Genomic DNA, 14493 nt, shown 5'->3' with positions numbered 1-14493 from the left:
ATCTAACAAAAGTATCCAACACAACTGTGCGAAAGACTGTGTTAGAATACATTCATTACTACAATTGTGTGCGAATTCAGGAAAAATTAAACTACCTATCCCCTAAAGAATATAAGGAACAGGTAGTTTAGGTGTTTTGATGTGTTTCCCATTTTCAGGGTTCACTTCAAGAAGGAGATAGGGGCTTTTTGTTTTTGAATCATAATTTAGTGAGACTCACGTACTGTTACAATTTTCTTACCTACAAAAAGAATTTGTCCTCCTATAGCCAAAAGTAATATACCGCCTATTATATAAGGCAAATTGATTGGATCTACTCCTTTCTCTAAAAATATTCCGTTTGTCATTGTCCCAATGGAACCGGAAAAATAATTAATAGAGCTAAGTAAAGCAATTGAAATGGTAGCATGATCTGGACTAATTTCTAAGAGTGTTTTTTGCTGGGTAGCTAGTGCCGCCCATCCTGTACTTCCCCAGAGAATTAAGCAGATGGCTAGCAATAATGCAGTTTCATGGAAAACTCCTATAAATATAAATGAGAAAAACATGATCCCCATTAAGTACAGTAATATGATCTTTGGTTTCTTATAGAAATCCATTATAAATCCGATTATAAAACTTCCCGCAATTCCGCCGATTCCCCACATCCAAATAAACAGGATAGATTTTTGAAATCCATATGCAGTAATGATGGTATCTAAGTATGTATACAAACCTAGACTGCAAAAACTTAATATCATTGTGATAAGCATAACGAGTGAAATATCCTTGTTTTTGAACATACTTAGTCGCTCCTTTAATGTTGGCAAAGGAGTTGATTGTATCATAGGGAACTTAGTGAAGAGAGCAAATATCCCGATGATCCCAATTGCCACGATAAACCACATCGCTATGCGCCATTCGTAAATGGAAGCGATATATATACCGAATGGAACGCCAATTACGGTTCCAGCGCTCATTCCGAGTAAAACGGTACTTAAAGCTCTTCCTTTTTGTTTTTCAGAAACTAATTTAACAGCAGCAGCTGATGCTAATGGCGAATATAGACCAGCACCTATGCCCGCTATTCCTCTAGAAATTAATAGAATAACAAACTGATGAGTCACAGCAGTCAGGAAGTTAGAGATTGTGAAAAGGAATAATGCTGCTAATAATGTATGTTTCGTATTTGTCTTTCTCATAAACGTAGCAAACAAAGGCGCCGCAATCGCATAACAGATTGTGAAAATGCTCACGGTTTGTCCAGCAGTCCCAATTGAAACATGAAAATCATCGGCGATTTGAGGTAAGATTCCTGCCATTATATAAGCATCTACTCCTAGTGCGAACATCCCAAATGTTAATAAAAAAATTTTATTCAATGTGATTCCTCCTTTTGATGATTTGTTCTAATTTCATCGTAACGAGTATAATGAAATTAGTGAAATTCATATTTTACATGAAAGGTATGAGTAAAATTCATGACGATAGCTAGATATGAAGTTTTTCAAAAGGTGGTAGAGTTAGGTAATTTTACTAGGGCGGCAGAACAATTAAATATGACACAATCAGCTGTTAGTCATGCGATTGCTAGTTTAGAAAAAGAATTTGGTCATCCTTTGTTACACAGAAATAAGCAGGCTGAAATTAGAAGAACCGAGTTTGCAGATCGTATTTTTCCTCATATTCAAAATGTATTGAAGAGTGAAGCTGCTATTAAACAAGAAGTATCAATGCAGAATAATCGATTGGAAGGTACATTGAAAATCGGAGCATTTACGAGTGCGGCAGCCCAAATATTACCGGCCATGTTATTACATCTTAGACAGAGTTACTCAGGTGTTAAAGTTTTATTATTTGAAGGGACATATGGAGAAGTTATCGAATGGATTGATAATGGTACAGTGGATATAGGATTTGTTTTAGGGTCAAATGTAAATAAACAAATAAAATCAATCCCAGTAAGCAAAGATGAGATCGTATTAGGGTTACCGAAAAATCATTCGTTGATGAATCAAAAAGTAGTGGATATTCAACAAATTGATGGAATGGACTTTATTATGCCGAAAGGTCCGTACCAGCCATTAGTAATAAAAAATTTAGCTGATTATCAAGTACGTCCAAATATTATATTAGAGGTACTTAATTGCGAAACGATTGTGAACATGGTCTCGCAAAAGATTGGGATTACAATGGGACCTGAGCTGTTTTTTAAATCACATAAAAACATTGAAATTAAAAAATTAAAGCAGAAACAATATCGCCATATTCATTTAGCTTTTAAAGAAAAATCACCGATAATTGATGCTTTTTTTGCATGTAATCAATTATCGACCAGTTCCTAGGACTGTATGAAAACTAAAAAAGCCCTCCTTTCGCAAGGAGGGCTTTTCCTGCATAAATTAATTAAATAAAAAGCTAATCGCTGATAAGAAGGCGCAGAATCCTAAAATAACGCCTACTACCTTCATATGACGCTTACGACTCATTACGACAATTGCAATATATTCTCGAATCATCGCATTTGGCCAGTAATAGAAAGCTGTTTTTGAACCGATTCCTTGGCTATTGAGTCCTGCTTGTCTTGCATATAAGCCAGCACGGAACAGGTGGAAATTGTTCGTTGTAAAGATACTTTTGTGTTTATCTGGTTTTAATGAATCCATAATTTGTTTTGAGAAGAGCATGTTTTGATACGTATTTACGGAACGATTTTCTTGTATTGTATGCTCGATAGGAATGCCCTTTTCAACAGCGTATTTTTGCATAGCCTCAGCCTCAGGAAGGTTTTCATCTGGACCTTGTCCACCTGAAAAAATAATTGTGGGCGGAGAAGCGACAGCTGCCTGTTTCCAGTAAAAATCGATCGCCTTATTAATTCTGCTTGCTAAAAGTGGTGGTACTTTATCGTTAATTAATCCACTGCCAAGAACGATAATGAAATCTTGATTGCGTCTTGGTCTGTTAAATTGATACAGAAAATAAGCTGTTAAGAAAGTTGATATATGGAAAAAGAAATATACCATAATCAAAAATATTCCTGAAAAAATCGGCTGAAAATGCGGAGAGAAGAATCGAGTTGGTTCAACTATTAAGGACAGCATAATAAGTAACATGCCCATTCCAGCAATTAAAGTTAAGCAGTTAGATAAACGACGTCCTTCTTTTCTCATTAAAATTCTTGCATTAAGAAATAGTCCAATCATTAAAGTAAATACCCCAAAGGTCAGTATTAAGAAAATGATAATAAACGGTATAACTGCAATGATTCTCAATATCGCATAATTTGAGCTGAAACCTAAATAAAGGAAAAGGATAAGGGATGAACAAAAGAACAAATTAAATAGAAATCCGATTAATAAGCTTCGAGGATCTCTTAAATAAAAGAATAGAAAAATAACGAATAAAATAAGAGTAACGATTCCAAAAAACATAACTTCTGTATACACCTCAATTTTTTATATGAATGACTGCCTCGTTTATTATATATTACATTTCGTAAATAACGTAATTGAAAAATAATTCATGATAAAAATAATGTCTTTTTCTTTTTTGCGGTAAACATGCTATTTTTTTAGGCTCTTTTCATAAACTGAAAATAACATAATGAAAGTGAGTGATATGATGCCTGCTGTTATTGAAGGTGTAATAATTGAAAACTGTAATGGATCACTTAATCTAGGAGATAAATACAATGTACGTCCGATAGTGGAAGAAAAATCATATAGCGGCTCTGGATCATCTAATACAGGGTTTGCTGTGAGAGCCTTGAATGGAATTAGTGCGACAGATGTGTGTGATAAAGATGTGAATGATCAAGGGATACAATTTACACTATAAGCTTGAAATGAAAAAAAGACACTCGCTTTGAGTGCCTTTTTCATTTTAGTGATACCCTTTAGCAGAGTCTTTATGAATTTTCTCTTTAAAGATTGTATAGCTCCATAATTGATATCCGATAACGATTGGTACCATTACCATTGCAACGAAGAACATAATTTTTAAGTTTAATTCACTGCCTGCTGCTTGGTATAACGTTGTACTGTATGCATCGTTAATACGTGATGGCAACATTCTTGGAAACATACCCGCAAAACCAGTTGTCATAAACATAGCGATTGTTAGGCAGATAAATGTGAATGCAAGACCAATTTTATGTTTGTAAACCATAATAATTGCTAGCACGCTCATTAGCATCGCAAGCGCCGGAAGAATGAACAGTACAGGATATTCCGTAAAGTTTTGGAATAAGTTTGTACGGTTTGCAGTTGCCACATAGAAGATGGCTAAAATGATCGCAGCTGCCATTGAAAATGGTTTTGCAATTTTATAAGCACGGTCTGATACTTCGCCAGATGTTTTAATCATGACCCAAAGTGAGCCGGATACGATAAAGATTGCAGTGAAGAAGAGACCACCTAAAATACCGTAATGATTTAATAAGCTGAATAATGTTCCTTCATAGCCGTCTTTTCCGATTTGCAGACCGTAGTATAGGTTTGCAAATGTAACACCGAATAAGAAGGCGATTAAGAAGCTACCAATTGCAAATGCCCATTTACAAGTGCTTTGCCAAATTGGTGAATCATCTTTGTGCATAAATTCAAGCCCTGCTGCACGAGCAAAAAGAGCAAGTAATACTAAAAATAATGGTGTATATAAGTAGCTAAACATATTTGCATATGTGATTGGGAAGGCAGCGAATGTTGCACCGCCCGCTGTAATTAACCATACTTCGTTACCGCCCCAGAAAGGACCAATTGCCTCTTGCATTTGATTTCGTTCTTTCCGATCTTTCGTAACGAACGGGAAAATCATTCCGTTGCCGAGTGCATAACCATCGAGAATAAAGTAAACTGTCCAAATCACGCCCCATAAACCAAACCAAATGACTGCAAGCATATCATGAGACATGAGCGGCACCTCCCTTAGTAGGTTCTTCTAATGCTGCAGGTCCTTTTTTCGCGAACTTCAGCATTAAATATACATCTGCGATTAAGAGCAATGTGTAGAACAATACTAAACTAATTAATGAGAACCAAATTTGTGGAACGGAAATTGGTGAGACAGCTTCAGCTGTACGCATCAATTTGTATACTGTCCATGGCTGGCGCCCTGCTTCAGCAACGATCCATCCAGCGTTAATCGCAACATATGGAAGTAAGACAGACCACATTGTAATTTTTAAGAAACGTTTTGAGTTTTCTAGTTTTCCTTTTCGGTTTAAATAGAAACCAAACCAAGTTAATGCCATGAAGAATACGCCAAGTGCAACCATTAAGCGGAAGCTATAGTAAACAAGGTTTACGTTCGGACGATCTTCTTTCGGAATATCTTTCAAACCGACAATCTCTCCATCAAATGAGTTTGTATAGAAGAAGCTGCCGAGTTTTGGGATTGTTAATAATTCAAAGTTCTCCTCATTCTTCACATCGGGAATTTGGATGATTGAGAAGCCTTGACCTTTACCAGTTTCCCAAACTGCTTCCATCGCAGCACCTTTTGCAGGTTGCATTTTTGCAGCGAATGCACCGGATTGGTGACCGATGAAAGGTGTTGCAGTTGCCGCTAATAATCCTAAAACTAAACCAAATTTAAATGATTTTTTAAAGAACTCCACATCGTTTTTACGTAATAAATGATACGCACTAATTGCCATAACGAAGAAAGAACCAACGATATAACAGCCAACAACTGTATGGAAGAAGATGTGCCATGCATATGGGTTGGTAACAAGTGCCCAGAAATCATTTAATTCAGCACGGCCGTTACGTACTACGTAGCCAACAGGATTTTGCATAAAGCCGTTTGCCGTAATGATCCAAAGTGCGGAAATATTTGTTCCAAGCGCAACCATCCACATACAAAAAGCACGGAACTTTGGTGAGATTTTATCTTTACCGAACAACCAAATTCCCATGAAGGTAGATTCTAAGAAGAAAGCAACAAGTGCTTCGATTGCGAGTGGTGATCCGAAAATATCCCCCATATATTTCGAGTACTCTGACCAGTTTGTCCCGAATTGGAACTCCATTGTAATACCGGTTATGATACCCATTACGAAGTTGATCGTAAATAGCTTACCCCAGAAATTCGCCATTTTTCGATATGTTGGATTTAATGTGCGTGCATATTGTGTTTCCATACATGCTACTAAAATAACAAGTCCGATTGTCAAAGGTACAAACAAAAAGTGATAAAAGATAGTAATTGCAAATTGAAAACGACTCAGTAACAGAACGTCGGACATAATAAAGTTTCACTCCTTTTTAACATTATCTACATCCAGTTTATAGTGAAAATATAGAAGGAGCATGGGGGAGTTGTTACAGAGCTGTGTGTATATTTTGAAAGAATTATGTCGATTATCTGAAAAATTATATATTTGCAATAAAGTAATATCCTTTTGGGATTTTTTAGATTTTGGTACAATTAGTACGTAGTTTAAATGAGAGAAAAGAGGGTTTTTTACTATGAAGTCATTAGAAGAAATTTTGCAGTATAATGAAAAATTCGTTGAAGAGAAAAAATACGAAGAGTATGAGACAGGAAAATTTCCAAATAAAAAGATGGTAATTATCTCTTGTATGGATACACGTCTTGTTGAACTATTACCAAAAGCAATGAATATGCGTAATGGCGATGTGAAAATTATTAAAGTAGCGGGCGCTGTTATTTCACATCCGTTTGGAAGTATTATGCGTAGTATTTTAGTTGCTGTATATGACCTTGGTGCAGATGAAGTATGTGTTGTTGGTCACCATGATTGTGGTATGGCAAAAATACAGGCAAGCAGTACAATTGAAAAGATGAAAGAGCGTGGCGTAACAGAAGAAAAATTAGATACACTTCGTTATTCTGGAATCGATTTAGAGAAATTCTTACAAGGATTCTCAAGTGTGGAAGAAAGTGTAGAGCATAGCGTGTCAGTACTTCGTAACCATCCATTACTTCCAACAGAAGTACCTGTTCATGGTCTTGTGATCCATCCTGATACAGGAAAATTAGATTTAGTTGTGAACGGCTACGAAGCTTAAGAGTTTACTTTGTCATCCTTTTTATCTGGGACTGGATCAAATCCTCCTGGATGAAAAGGATGACATTTTAATATACGTATTAGTGTGAGCCAGAATCCTTTGAAAGCACCGTGCTTCTGAAATGCTTCTAATCCATAACTTGAGCATGATGGATAAAAACGGCATGTAGGTGGTGTCATCGGGGAAATAAATTTTTGATAAAAGCGTATGATTCCGATAAAAATCTGTTTCATAACGGTCTCCTTTCCAGCATATTCTTCTAGTATTATAGCACGGGCTATACATAATACTTTACTAATTCGAATTTCCGTTATATCATATTGGATATAGCGGAATTAAAATTAAAGCGGGAGAGATGTTTTATGCCATCAGTAGAAAGCTTTGAATTAGACCATACGATTGTAAAGGCACCTTATGTAAGACATTGTGGTGTTCATAAAGTAGGTAGTGACGGTATTGTTAATAAATTCGATATTCGTTTTTGCCAACCAAATAAACAAGCGATGAAACCAGATGTCATTCATACGTTAGAACATTTATTAGCATTTAATTTACGTAAATATATTGATCGTTATCCGCATTTTGATATTATCGATATTTCACCAATGGGTTGCCAAACAGGATATTATCTTGTTGTAAGCGGAACACCAACTGTTCGTGAAGTTATTGATTTATTAGAACTGACATTAAAAGATGCGGTTCAAATTACAGAAATTCCAGCTGCAAACGAAACGCAGTGTGGTCAAGCGAAGCTTCATGATTTAGAAGGAGCAAAACGCTTAATGAATTTCTGGTTAAGCCAAGATAAAGATGAGCTTGAGAAAGTATTTGGTTAATAGATAAAAAAGCTGCCTGTGAAAAGGCAGCTTTTTTACTTTTAGTAAGAATGTAGTTTGCTAGGTGAGAGATAATATCTTTGCTTGTACTTTGTAAAGAGTCTGGAATGTCTCTGCGAGCTATTCAACTATCGACAGCATATGCGGTATGGACTGGAATCGGGACATTAGGAGCAGCGATTGTCGGTATTGTATTCTTTCGTGAACCGAAAAATACATTTCGAATATTTTGTATCATCGGCATTATGGGAATAATCGCTAGTCTCAGGTTATTGAGTTGATGTTTAATATTTCTTGTTGCTTCGCTTAAATCATGTTTTAGACAACAAAATAAATATACTATTATTTTGTTGTCTGTACTACGAACAACAGAAGGATATTAAGAAAGACTAGGATTATAGGAAGGACATGCTCATTATTTTACTATGAAAAATTTATATATTATGTAAAATAAAGGAGTGGTTTAAATGAGGCGTCTCTTTATTTTTTAGTATGTTTAAAACTTTATAAATGGATGGTGTAGTTAAGATGTTGGGTAATTTAATTCATTCAATTTTAGTCTTTTTAGAAGGACTGGGCTATTGGGGCGTTATGCTTGGACTCATGATTGAAATCATTCCAAGTGAAATTGTATTAGCTTACGCAGGATATTTAGTATCATCAGGAAGTATATCATTTTTTGGTGCTATTGTATTCGGTACAATTGGTGGTGTTATAGCGCAGTTATTTATTTATTGGATAGGTCGTTATGGAGGCAGACCAGTACTTGAACGTTATGGGAAGTACATTTTCATTCAGAAAAAGCATATTAATCATGCAGAAGCATGGTTTAATCGCTATGGGACTGGTGTTATTTTTACAGCGCGCTTTATTCCTTTTGTACGCCATGCGATTTCAATACCTGCAGGGATTACTAAAATGTCGCATGCACGGTTTATTACCCTTACTACGCTTGCGATCATTCCATGGTCAACTTTATTTGTATATTTAGGGTGGAAACTGGGGGAAAGATGGGAGAATATCAATGAAGTAGCAGGACCTTATGTTAAATATTTTGCTATAGCTGCAGTGGGTATTGCTGTTGTCTATTTCATTGTAAAAAAAATTATGAAACGACGTGGTTAGTAATCTATATGAAAAAGACAGTTTAAGTACGGTCTCTCTTCTTTTGACTATCGAGAAGTGTTTTATGTTAGTAAAAGATGTTGTTACATATGTAAACAGTTTGCTTCAAGTCAAAAAGGCTATATTTCTACAGTATGTAGGGATATAGCCTAATTCTATATCGTTGTATCCTCTTTGTTGAACGAGAGGAAGTGTTTTTGTTTCGGCAGAAACAGTAGAATCCCCCACCTCAAGCTCATGTAGAGGTAGGTGGGGGTAGTTCAATAATAGTTAGTACAGAGAGTACTAATACGAGAACGACAATAATGATCCCGATTATTAAGATTTTAATCATCCATAATTATCCTTTTCTTCAGTTTACCATCAAATCCAATTCGTTTTACATAATTTTGTAATTGTTGAAAACAATAGAAATTAAAAGGGTGAAAGAAGGGCGTTATATGGATAATAAGAAAACTTACTATATATCAGTAGGGAATGGTCAAATTTCGCAAGTGAAAACGGCAGATACATATAGTTTTGAGATTTATGCAACGGATGAGGAAATCATTCAGCTTCGGGAGTATTTCGATCAAGCATATCGTGAAGATCTTGGTTCGTTTGTACGTTCTCACGTTCCATATGTTGAGTATCATCATGATTCGAATAATGATCGTTATGACGAACAGCTACAGAAAGCATATCAGATGATTTATGATCTAGGGAATCATGAAACGAAAGAATTAGTCGCGCAAATGGGAATAATCAATGGATTATAGTTGGATAACATTATGCATATGAATGAGAATTGTGCTACAATTTGTGGTAGGAAAAACTTGTAACCATCAATAGGGGAGTAATGGCATGTACAAATTTAAAGATTATTACCACAACACTGTACAATTATCGTTTGAACGTTACCCATTTTCTCCTGAGCCAAAGCATGTTTGGGTTGTATGCCGGTACGGGGATCAATGGTTATTAACGCATCATTTACGCCGCGGTCTTGAATTTCCAGGTGGCAAAGTAGAAATTGGGGAAACACCGGAAGAAGCGGCAGTTCGAGAGGTTCATGAAGAAACCGGCGGCATTGTTTCTGATTTAACTTACTTAGGACAATACAAAGTATCTGGAAAAGACAAAATAATCATTAAAAACATTTATTTTGCAACAATTAGTGCGGTTGAACAACATACGCACTATGAAGAGACAAAAGGGTCTGTTCTATTAAAAGAAATCCCTGATAACATCAAAACTGATAGGAAATTTAGCTTTATTATGCGTGATGATGTATTAGCACGTACGATGAAACATATAGAAGAAACCGGCTGTTTTACGAAGTAAAGGAGCCGGTTTCTTTTTTGTTTAGAGAATAAAACGAATGAAAGAAAAGGCAAAGATACAAGATAGGATCCCAAACAAAATTTTTCTTTCTTTACGCAAAACAAAAGACAAAGAAAACGAAAATAGTGAAATTCTTTGAAGTAATGTGAGAAGATCGTGGGAATATAAAAAATTCAATAACACAGTGACTATTATTAGAAATAGCCAAGAATTTTTCTTTTGAATAAGACATATTCACTTTATACTAGCATGAAAAATTGGTGAAATATGGATTATTTAAGTTTTACAAATGAAAGTACCTCAAGCAAATCCCGAGCCACATGAGAATGTTCAAAATCCCCCCAAAATGAATTCTTCTTCCAAACAGCAGTTATACCAGCATTCTCCGCTCCAATTACATCATTTTCCGGATGATCTCCAACGTAGATACATTCCTTCGCTGTTACGTTTAATTGCTGAAGGGCACGCTCAAAGATAGCTGGATGTGGTTTCTTAATACCTTCTGCTTCCGAAACGAGAATTGTATTTGTATAAGTATGTAGTTGTAAAGCGCGAATATTATTCATTTGAAATTCAGTCATGCCATTTGTGATAATTCCTACTTTAATATTTTTGTTTTGTAATTGCTGTAGTAATTCATGCATATTAGGAAAAGGAATGCAGTGGTTTGCAAATCCTATTACGTAGTCATGCAAGAGCTGTTCGGCTGTTAGAGTTATAATGTTATATTCTTTGAGTAAGGTAGTATATACTTTATCTTTCCATGTGTAGCCGTTATTATCGAGCTCAATAAAACGAGAACAGTATTCAGCTTTATTTATCTTGGTAAAATGATGAGCATAACGATCATATTGATCCTTAATGAAATGCTGCAAAGAACGACGTCTATCTAATAGTGTTCCATCTAAATCGAACAGTACTGCGCGTATCATAATAGTCCCTCCTAAGAAAATGGTAAACTCTATCAAAATAATTATCGCATATTTCTAAAAAAATGATTATGATATGTTTGTAGAATGGAACGCTGGAGGTTTATATGGGGAAATTTTGTGGAAAGTTATTATGTTTAATTTTAGCAATTGGTTTTGCGGCAGGATGCAGTAAAGAGGTAAAAGTTGCCGAAAAGAAAGATATATGCAAAGCCGAAGATGATTGTACGAAACTTGGAGATGACATGGTTCAGAAAGTATATAAGAAAATGGAGAGTCTATCTCAGCTGGAAGAACCAGAAAGAAATATAGAGGAATTGGAAGAAAGTACGGAAGAGAATTCCGGAAAGATAGAAAGTATTAAGGAAGCTGAAAAAAAGAAAGATGATGATGAAAACTATTTCTTTTTAGCATCTTATTATATTGATGAGGAAGACATCATAGATCCTTATTTTGAAAAACTGGATAAAAAACGTTTAAATAAAGTGTTTGTCGATGATAAAGAAGCGAAGGAAGAAATAATTGGGCAACATGAGGATAAGGATTATCATGAAACGCTATGGGAAATTTATCGTACGTTAATTCCGCCTAAGTATCGAGAGAATATAAAAGAGTTTGATATTGTGACAGATGGATATGATGGGATTGTTGCTCATGTGACTCCTAGTATGGAGAATCCGAAAGATTGGGTGTTAGGTTTAGATACGCTTGATTCAGGTGTGAATATAGATGAAGTGATGAAGACGTTAATTCATGAGACGGCTCATGTATTAACGCTTAGTGATAAACAAATTCCAGTAGATGAAAAGTATGTAAAGGCGTTTGAAGAGGAGAAAGATGTTTCTTCTTATCAAAATAATTGTAAAAATCTTTTCCTACAAGAAGGGTGTGCGAAAGCGGATTCGTATATTAACAAATTCTATGATTCTTTCTGGAAACCAATTGAAAGTGAATGGAAAGAAAAGCAAATTGAAACAAATGAAGATGCACAAATACAATTTTTCGAAGAGAAGCATGATCAATTCGTTTCCGAGTACGGGACAACGAATGTAGCGGAAGATATTGCAGATACATTTACAGCATTCATTTTACAAGATTCAAAGAAAGTGAAGGAAGGAACAGAGTTAAAGTATAAAAAAATCGCGTTCTTCTATCAGTTCCCTGAGCTCGTAAAAATGAGAGCGGAAGTGTTATCTGGGTTATATGAAATTTCGCAAAAAGTAGAAGAATAAACAGTAGTAAAAGCAACCAAAATATAATGAGGTTGCTTTTTTTACATAGAAGAAGGAACTAGAATTTTCAAATAGAATAGGTATGAAAAGAAAGTTGTCACAAAATTGACACAATCACAATATACATGTTGTAGATGCAATGAATTCATTCTCAAGGAGGGAGATCGTATGAAAACCATTCTTGCTATTGCTGGCCTTATTTGGGTAATGTCGCATGGGGTTCCGATTTTCGAAGGAGAACAAATTCGCACAGCGCTAGATAAACAATTTAGTGAGTATCATGTTATAGATCGACAAGATAATATTGTAAAGGTACGTGTGAAAGATTGTTTTCATACGGTCACGATTCAAGGGAGTACTGTAATTAACGATACAGAAGTATGTGATCCAAAATAAATTTTATTGTATACGTATTAATACAATTTGAAAAAGAAGCTGACCCCGGCATATTGTTTGGAGTCAGCTTCTTTTTCTTTTCCCTACAATTAATTTCTCAAATCCTTCAACAAACACATACATAAGAGTAGCGAGGACACATGTCAGTAACACACTCAGTAGTACGAGCGTAAAGTTAAACACTTGGAATCCGTAGCTAATTAAATAACCGAGTCCTTGTTTTGAAACGAGCAGTTCACCGAAAATAACACCAACCCATGATAATCCAACGTTTACTTTTAAAGTTGAAATGATAGCGGGAAAGGAAGACGGTAAAATAACTTGTTTATAACATTGCCATTTATTTGCACCGAACGTATCCATTACTTTTATATAATTAGAATCAACTTCTTGAAATGCACTGTAAATAACAAGAATGGTGATGATGATAGAAATAATGACTCCCATTGCGATTGAAGAGGAAATGTTTGGGCCGAAAATAACGATAATAATCGGACCAAGCGCTACTTTCGGCATCGCATTGAGCACAACAAGGTATGGGTCTAATACGCGAGCGATAAGAGGTATCCACCAAAGAACGGTTGCGATGATTGTCCCGAGCACTGTACCTAGAATAAAACCAATACCCGTTTCAAGTAGTGTCGTCCATATGTGAATCCAAAGTGATCCATCTCCCCATTTACTTAAAAACAACTCCCAAATACTTAAAGGAGAGCTGAAAAGTAAGGGATCAATCCACTCCTGTTTACTAGAGATTTCCCATAATGCAAAGAAGAGAATGAGAAGTAATAATTGTAAAGAGGCAGCTGTCCAAGTGCGCTGGCGTTCTTTTTTTCGAAATTGTTCATGTAATTGCTTTATATTATCCAAGGTTCTCCAGCTCCTTCCATATGGATTGAAAAAGAGATGGAAATTCAGGATGGTGCCTTGCTTTTAACGGTGGTAAAGAACGGATGCTTTCTGGTACGGTAAATGTTTTGGCAATTTTGCCAGGGTTTGCTTGAAGCAAGTAAATACGATCACTCATTGCGATTGCTTCTTCAATGTCATGTGTGACGAGAAGGGAAGTTTTCTTATACTTGTGCAATAAAGAAAATACGAGCTCCTCTAATTTTAATTTCGTTTGATAATCAAGAGCTGAAAATGGTTCATCAAGCAAAAGGATTTTTGGATTTGTTGCGAGTGTACGAACGAGTGCTGCACGCTGGCGCATACCACCGGATAATTCCTGAGGGGATTGCTTTTCTACACCTTGCAGGCCGACTTGCTTTAAAAGTTGTAATGTATGTTCTTTCGTTTCCTCCCCATATGTTTTTGTAACGTGTAGCCCAAGCATGATATTTTCTTCAATCGTTTTCCAAGGGAACAAGTAATCTTGCTGAAGCATATAGCCCATTTTTGATGTTGATTTTATTACTGGCTCATCATCTAAAAAGACAGTGCCTTCAATTGGTTTTAACAGTCCCGCAATAATAGAAAGGAGCGTTGTCTTACCGCAGCCACTTGGACCGAGAAAGGAGATGAATTCTCCTTCGTCTACGTGTAAGTTAATATCTTCTAGGACGAGCCGAGCATTTTCCTTCGAAAAAAAGCATTGTGAAACATGAGATATGTGTAAGAAACTCATCGTATTCGC

The 14493-nt window shown here is 35.7% G+C and carries 18 protein-coding genes and 1 pseudogene; 11 read left to right on the top strand and 8 right to left on the bottom strand.

What is annotated here, in order from left to right; all coding sequences use genetic code 11:
- Window positions 1-131, top strand: a 131-nt coding sequence (locus J4P91_RS17390) for an IS3 family transposase (RefSeq protein WP_207995116.1), incomplete at its 5' end; no start/stop codon positions are given.
- 75 nt (window positions 132-206) lie between these two features.
- On the opposite strand, the gene J4P91_RS17385 is transcribed toward J4P91_RS17390, so the two are convergent.
- Window positions 207-1361 carry an MFS transporter gene (locus tag J4P91_RS17385; protein WP_207995112.1) on the bottom strand — a complete coding sequence of 385 codons (1155 nt, stop codon included), beginning with the start codon at window positions 1359-1361 and terminating at the stop codon, window positions 207-209.
- Between the two features lie 99 nt (window positions 1362-1460).
- On the opposite strand from J4P91_RS17385, the gene J4P91_RS17380 reads away from it, so the two are divergent.
- Window positions 1461-2324 carry a LysR family transcriptional regulator gene (locus J4P91_RS17380; RefSeq protein WP_207995111.1) on the top strand — a complete coding sequence of 288 codons (864 nt, stop codon included), beginning with the start codon at window positions 1461-1463 and terminating at the stop codon, window positions 2322-2324.
- Window positions 2325-2381: 57 nt separating this feature from the next.
- Here J4P91_RS17380 and J4P91_RS17375 read toward each other — a convergent pair whose 3' ends face one another.
- Window positions 2382-3413, bottom strand: a complete 1032-nt coding sequence (locus J4P91_RS17375) for a YdcF family protein (protein WP_207995110.1) — start codon at window positions 3411-3413, stop codon at window positions 2382-2384.
- A gap of 172 nt (window positions 3414-3585) precedes the next feature.
- Here J4P91_RS17375 and J4P91_RS17370 point away from each other — a divergent pair, with 172 nt between their 5' ends.
- Window positions 3586-3819: a spore germination protein gene (locus J4P91_RS17370; RefSeq protein ID WP_279538651.1), complete on the top strand. Its 234-nt coding sequence runs from the start codon at window positions 3586-3588 to the stop codon at window positions 3817-3819.
- A 45-nt stretch (window positions 3820-3864) separates the two neighbouring features.
- On the opposite strand, the gene cydB is transcribed toward J4P91_RS17370, so the two are convergent.
- A complete protein-coding gene (cydB, locus tag J4P91_RS17365) occupies window positions 3865-4893 on the bottom strand; it encodes a cytochrome d ubiquinol oxidase subunit II (protein WP_207995108.1) in 1029 nt (342 codons plus the stop codon).
- Window positions 4883-6229 (bottom strand): cytochrome ubiquinol oxidase subunit I, encoded by a 1347-nt coding sequence (cydA, locus tag J4P91_RS17360; protein ID WP_017153721.1) that lies wholly within the window; start codon window positions 6227-6229, stop codon window positions 4883-4885. Before cydA ends, cydB begins: the two co-directional genes overlap by 11 nt.
- A 223-nt stretch (window positions 6230-6452) precedes the next feature.
- Between cydA and J4P91_RS17355 the strand changes: the two genes are divergently transcribed.
- Window positions 6453-7016 (top strand): beta-class carbonic anhydrase, encoded by a 564-nt coding sequence (locus J4P91_RS17355; RefSeq protein WP_017153722.1) that lies wholly within the window; start codon window positions 6453-6455, stop codon window positions 7014-7016.
- On the opposite strand, the gene yidD is transcribed toward J4P91_RS17355, so the two are convergent.
- A complete protein-coding gene (gene yidD, locus J4P91_RS17350) occupies window positions 7013-7249 on the bottom strand; it encodes a membrane protein insertion efficiency factor YidD (protein WP_017153723.1) in 237 nt (78 codons plus the stop codon). The two genes, J4P91_RS17355 and yidD, sit on opposite strands and share 4 nt — an antisense overlap.
- Window positions 7250-7378: 129 nt before the next feature.
- On the opposite strand from yidD, the gene luxS reads away from it, so the two are divergent.
- The 5 genes and pseudogenes from luxS (at window position 7379) to mutTA (ending at window position 10300) form a co-directional block, all read left to right on the top strand.
- On the top strand, window positions 7379-7852 hold the full coding sequence (gene luxS, locus J4P91_RS17345; RefSeq protein WP_016116785.1) for an S-ribosylhomocysteine lyase LuxS: 474 nt from the start codon (window positions 7379-7381) through the stop codon (window positions 7850-7852).
- A 107-nt stretch (window positions 7853-7959) separates the two neighbouring features.
- A pseudogene (locus tag J4P91_RS17340) lies at window positions 7960-8133 on the top strand (DMT family transporter); the annotation flags it as partial.
- Window positions 8134-8380: 247 nt separating this feature from the next.
- Window positions 8381-8977 carry an undecaprenyl phosphate transporter UptA gene (uptA, locus tag J4P91_RS17335; RefSeq protein ID WP_207995107.1) on the top strand — a complete coding sequence of 199 codons (597 nt, stop codon included), beginning with the start codon at window positions 8381-8383 and terminating at the stop codon, window positions 8975-8977.
- 440 nt (window positions 8978-9417) lie between these two features.
- Window positions 9418-9735 carry a hypothetical protein gene (locus J4P91_RS17330; protein ID WP_017153730.1) on the top strand — a complete coding sequence of 106 codons (318 nt, stop codon included), beginning with the start codon at window positions 9418-9420 and terminating at the stop codon, window positions 9733-9735.
- 85 nt (window positions 9736-9820) lie between these two features.
- The gene (mutTA, locus tag J4P91_RS17325; protein ID WP_017153731.1) at window positions 9821-10300 is read left to right on the top strand and encodes an antimutator 8-oxo-(dGTP/GTP)ase; all 480 of its coding nucleotides are present in this window, start codon (window positions 9821-9823) and stop codon (window positions 10298-10300) included.
- A 272-nt stretch (window positions 10301-10572) separates the two neighbouring features.
- Here the strand turns inward: mutTA and J4P91_RS17320 are convergent, their stop codons facing one another.
- On the bottom strand, window positions 10573-11232 hold the full coding sequence (locus J4P91_RS17320) for an HAD family hydrolase (RefSeq protein WP_207995106.1): 660 nt from the start codon (window positions 11230-11232) through the stop codon (window positions 10573-10575).
- 104 nt (window positions 11233-11336) lie between these two features.
- On the opposite strand from J4P91_RS17320, the gene J4P91_RS17315 reads away from it, so the two are divergent.
- Window positions 11337-12461 carry a recombinase family protein gene (locus J4P91_RS17315; RefSeq protein WP_207995105.1) on the top strand — a complete coding sequence of 375 codons (1125 nt, stop codon included), beginning with the start codon at window positions 11337-11339 and terminating at the stop codon, window positions 12459-12461.
- Window positions 12462-12629: 168 nt separating this feature from the next.
- Window positions 12630-12857: a hypothetical protein gene (locus J4P91_RS17310; RefSeq protein ID WP_207995104.1), complete on the top strand. Its 228-nt coding sequence runs from the start codon at window positions 12630-12632 to the stop codon at window positions 12855-12857.
- Window positions 12858-12920: 63 nt separating this feature from the next.
- Here J4P91_RS17310 and J4P91_RS17305 read toward each other — a convergent pair whose 3' ends face one another.
- Both J4P91_RS17305 and J4P91_RS17300 read right to left on the bottom strand, forming a co-directional pair.
- Window positions 12921-13727, bottom strand: a complete 807-nt coding sequence (locus J4P91_RS17305) for an ABC transporter permease (protein ID WP_207995103.1) — start codon at window positions 13725-13727, stop codon at window positions 12921-12923.
- Window positions 13720-14484, bottom strand: coding sequence for an ABC transporter ATP-binding protein (locus tag J4P91_RS17300; protein ID WP_207995102.1), 765 nt, complete (start codon window positions 14482-14484; stop codon window positions 13720-13722). Before J4P91_RS17300 ends, J4P91_RS17305 begins: the two co-directional genes overlap by 8 nt.
- Between the last annotated feature and the right edge of the window lie 9 nt (window positions 14485-14493).

The organism is Bacillus sp. XF8, from assembly GCF_017498755.1.
Taxonomy (GTDB): Bacteria; Bacillota; Bacilli; order Bacillales; family Bacillaceae_G; genus Bacillus_A; species Bacillus_A bingmayongensis.
The sequence above is the reverse complement of the archived record's forward strand: the minus strand, read 5'-3'. Positions and strand labels throughout refer to the sequence as shown.

Excerpts from the sequence above, each read along its gene's own strand:
- J4P91_RS17375 (WP_207995110.1), bottom strand. The coding sequence starts at position 3,413 with ATGTTTTTTGGAATCGTTACTCTTATTTTATTCGTTATTTTTCTATTC.
- uptA (WP_207995107.1), top strand. The coding sequence starts at position 8,381 with ATGTTGGGTAATTTAATTCATTCAATTTTAGTCTTTTTAGAAGGACTG.
- cydA (WP_017153721.1), bottom strand. The coding sequence starts at position 6,229 with ATGTCCGACGTTCTGTTACTGAGTCGTTTTCAATTTGCAATTACTATC.
- J4P91_RS17330 (WP_017153730.1), top strand. The coding sequence starts at position 9,418 with ATGGATAATAAGAAAACTTACTATATATCAGTAGGGAATGGTCAAATT.
- J4P91_RS17310 (WP_207995104.1), top strand. The coding sequence starts at position 12,630 with ATGAAAACCATTCTTGCTATTGCTGGCCTTATTTGGGTAATGTCGCAT.
- J4P91_RS17355 (WP_017153722.1), top strand. The coding sequence starts at position 6,453 with ATGAAGTCATTAGAAGAAATTTTGCAGTATAATGAAAAATTCGTTGAA.
- J4P91_RS17315 (WP_207995105.1), top strand. The coding sequence starts at position 11,337 with ATGGGGAAATTTTGTGGAAAGTTATTATGTTTAATTTTAGCAATTGGT.
- J4P91_RS17300 (WP_207995102.1), bottom strand. The coding sequence starts at position 14,484 with ATGAGTTTCTTACACATATCTCATGTTTCACAATGCTTTTTTTCGAAG.
- yidD (WP_017153723.1), bottom strand. The coding sequence starts at position 7,249 with ATGAAACAGATTTTTATCGGAATCATACGCTTTTATCAAAAATTTATT.
- J4P91_RS17380 (WP_207995111.1), top strand. The coding sequence starts at position 1,461 with ATGACGATAGCTAGATATGAAGTTTTTCAAAAGGTGGTAGAGTTAGGT.
- J4P91_RS17370 (WP_279538651.1), top strand. The coding sequence starts at position 3,586 with ATGAAAGTGAGTGATATGATGCCTGCTGTTATTGAAGGTGTAATAATT.
- mutTA (WP_017153731.1), top strand. The coding sequence starts at position 9,821 with ATGTACAAATTTAAAGATTATTACCACAACACTGTACAATTATCGTTT.
- cydB (WP_207995108.1), bottom strand. The coding sequence starts at position 4,893 with ATGTCTCATGATATGCTTGCAGTCATTTGGTTTGGTTTATGGGGCGTG.
- luxS (WP_016116785.1), top strand. The coding sequence starts at position 7,379 with ATGCCATCAGTAGAAAGCTTTGAATTAGACCATACGATTGTAAAGGCA.
- J4P91_RS17320 (WP_207995106.1), bottom strand. The coding sequence starts at position 11,232 with ATGATACGCGCAGTACTGTTCGATTTAGATGGAACACTATTAGATAGA.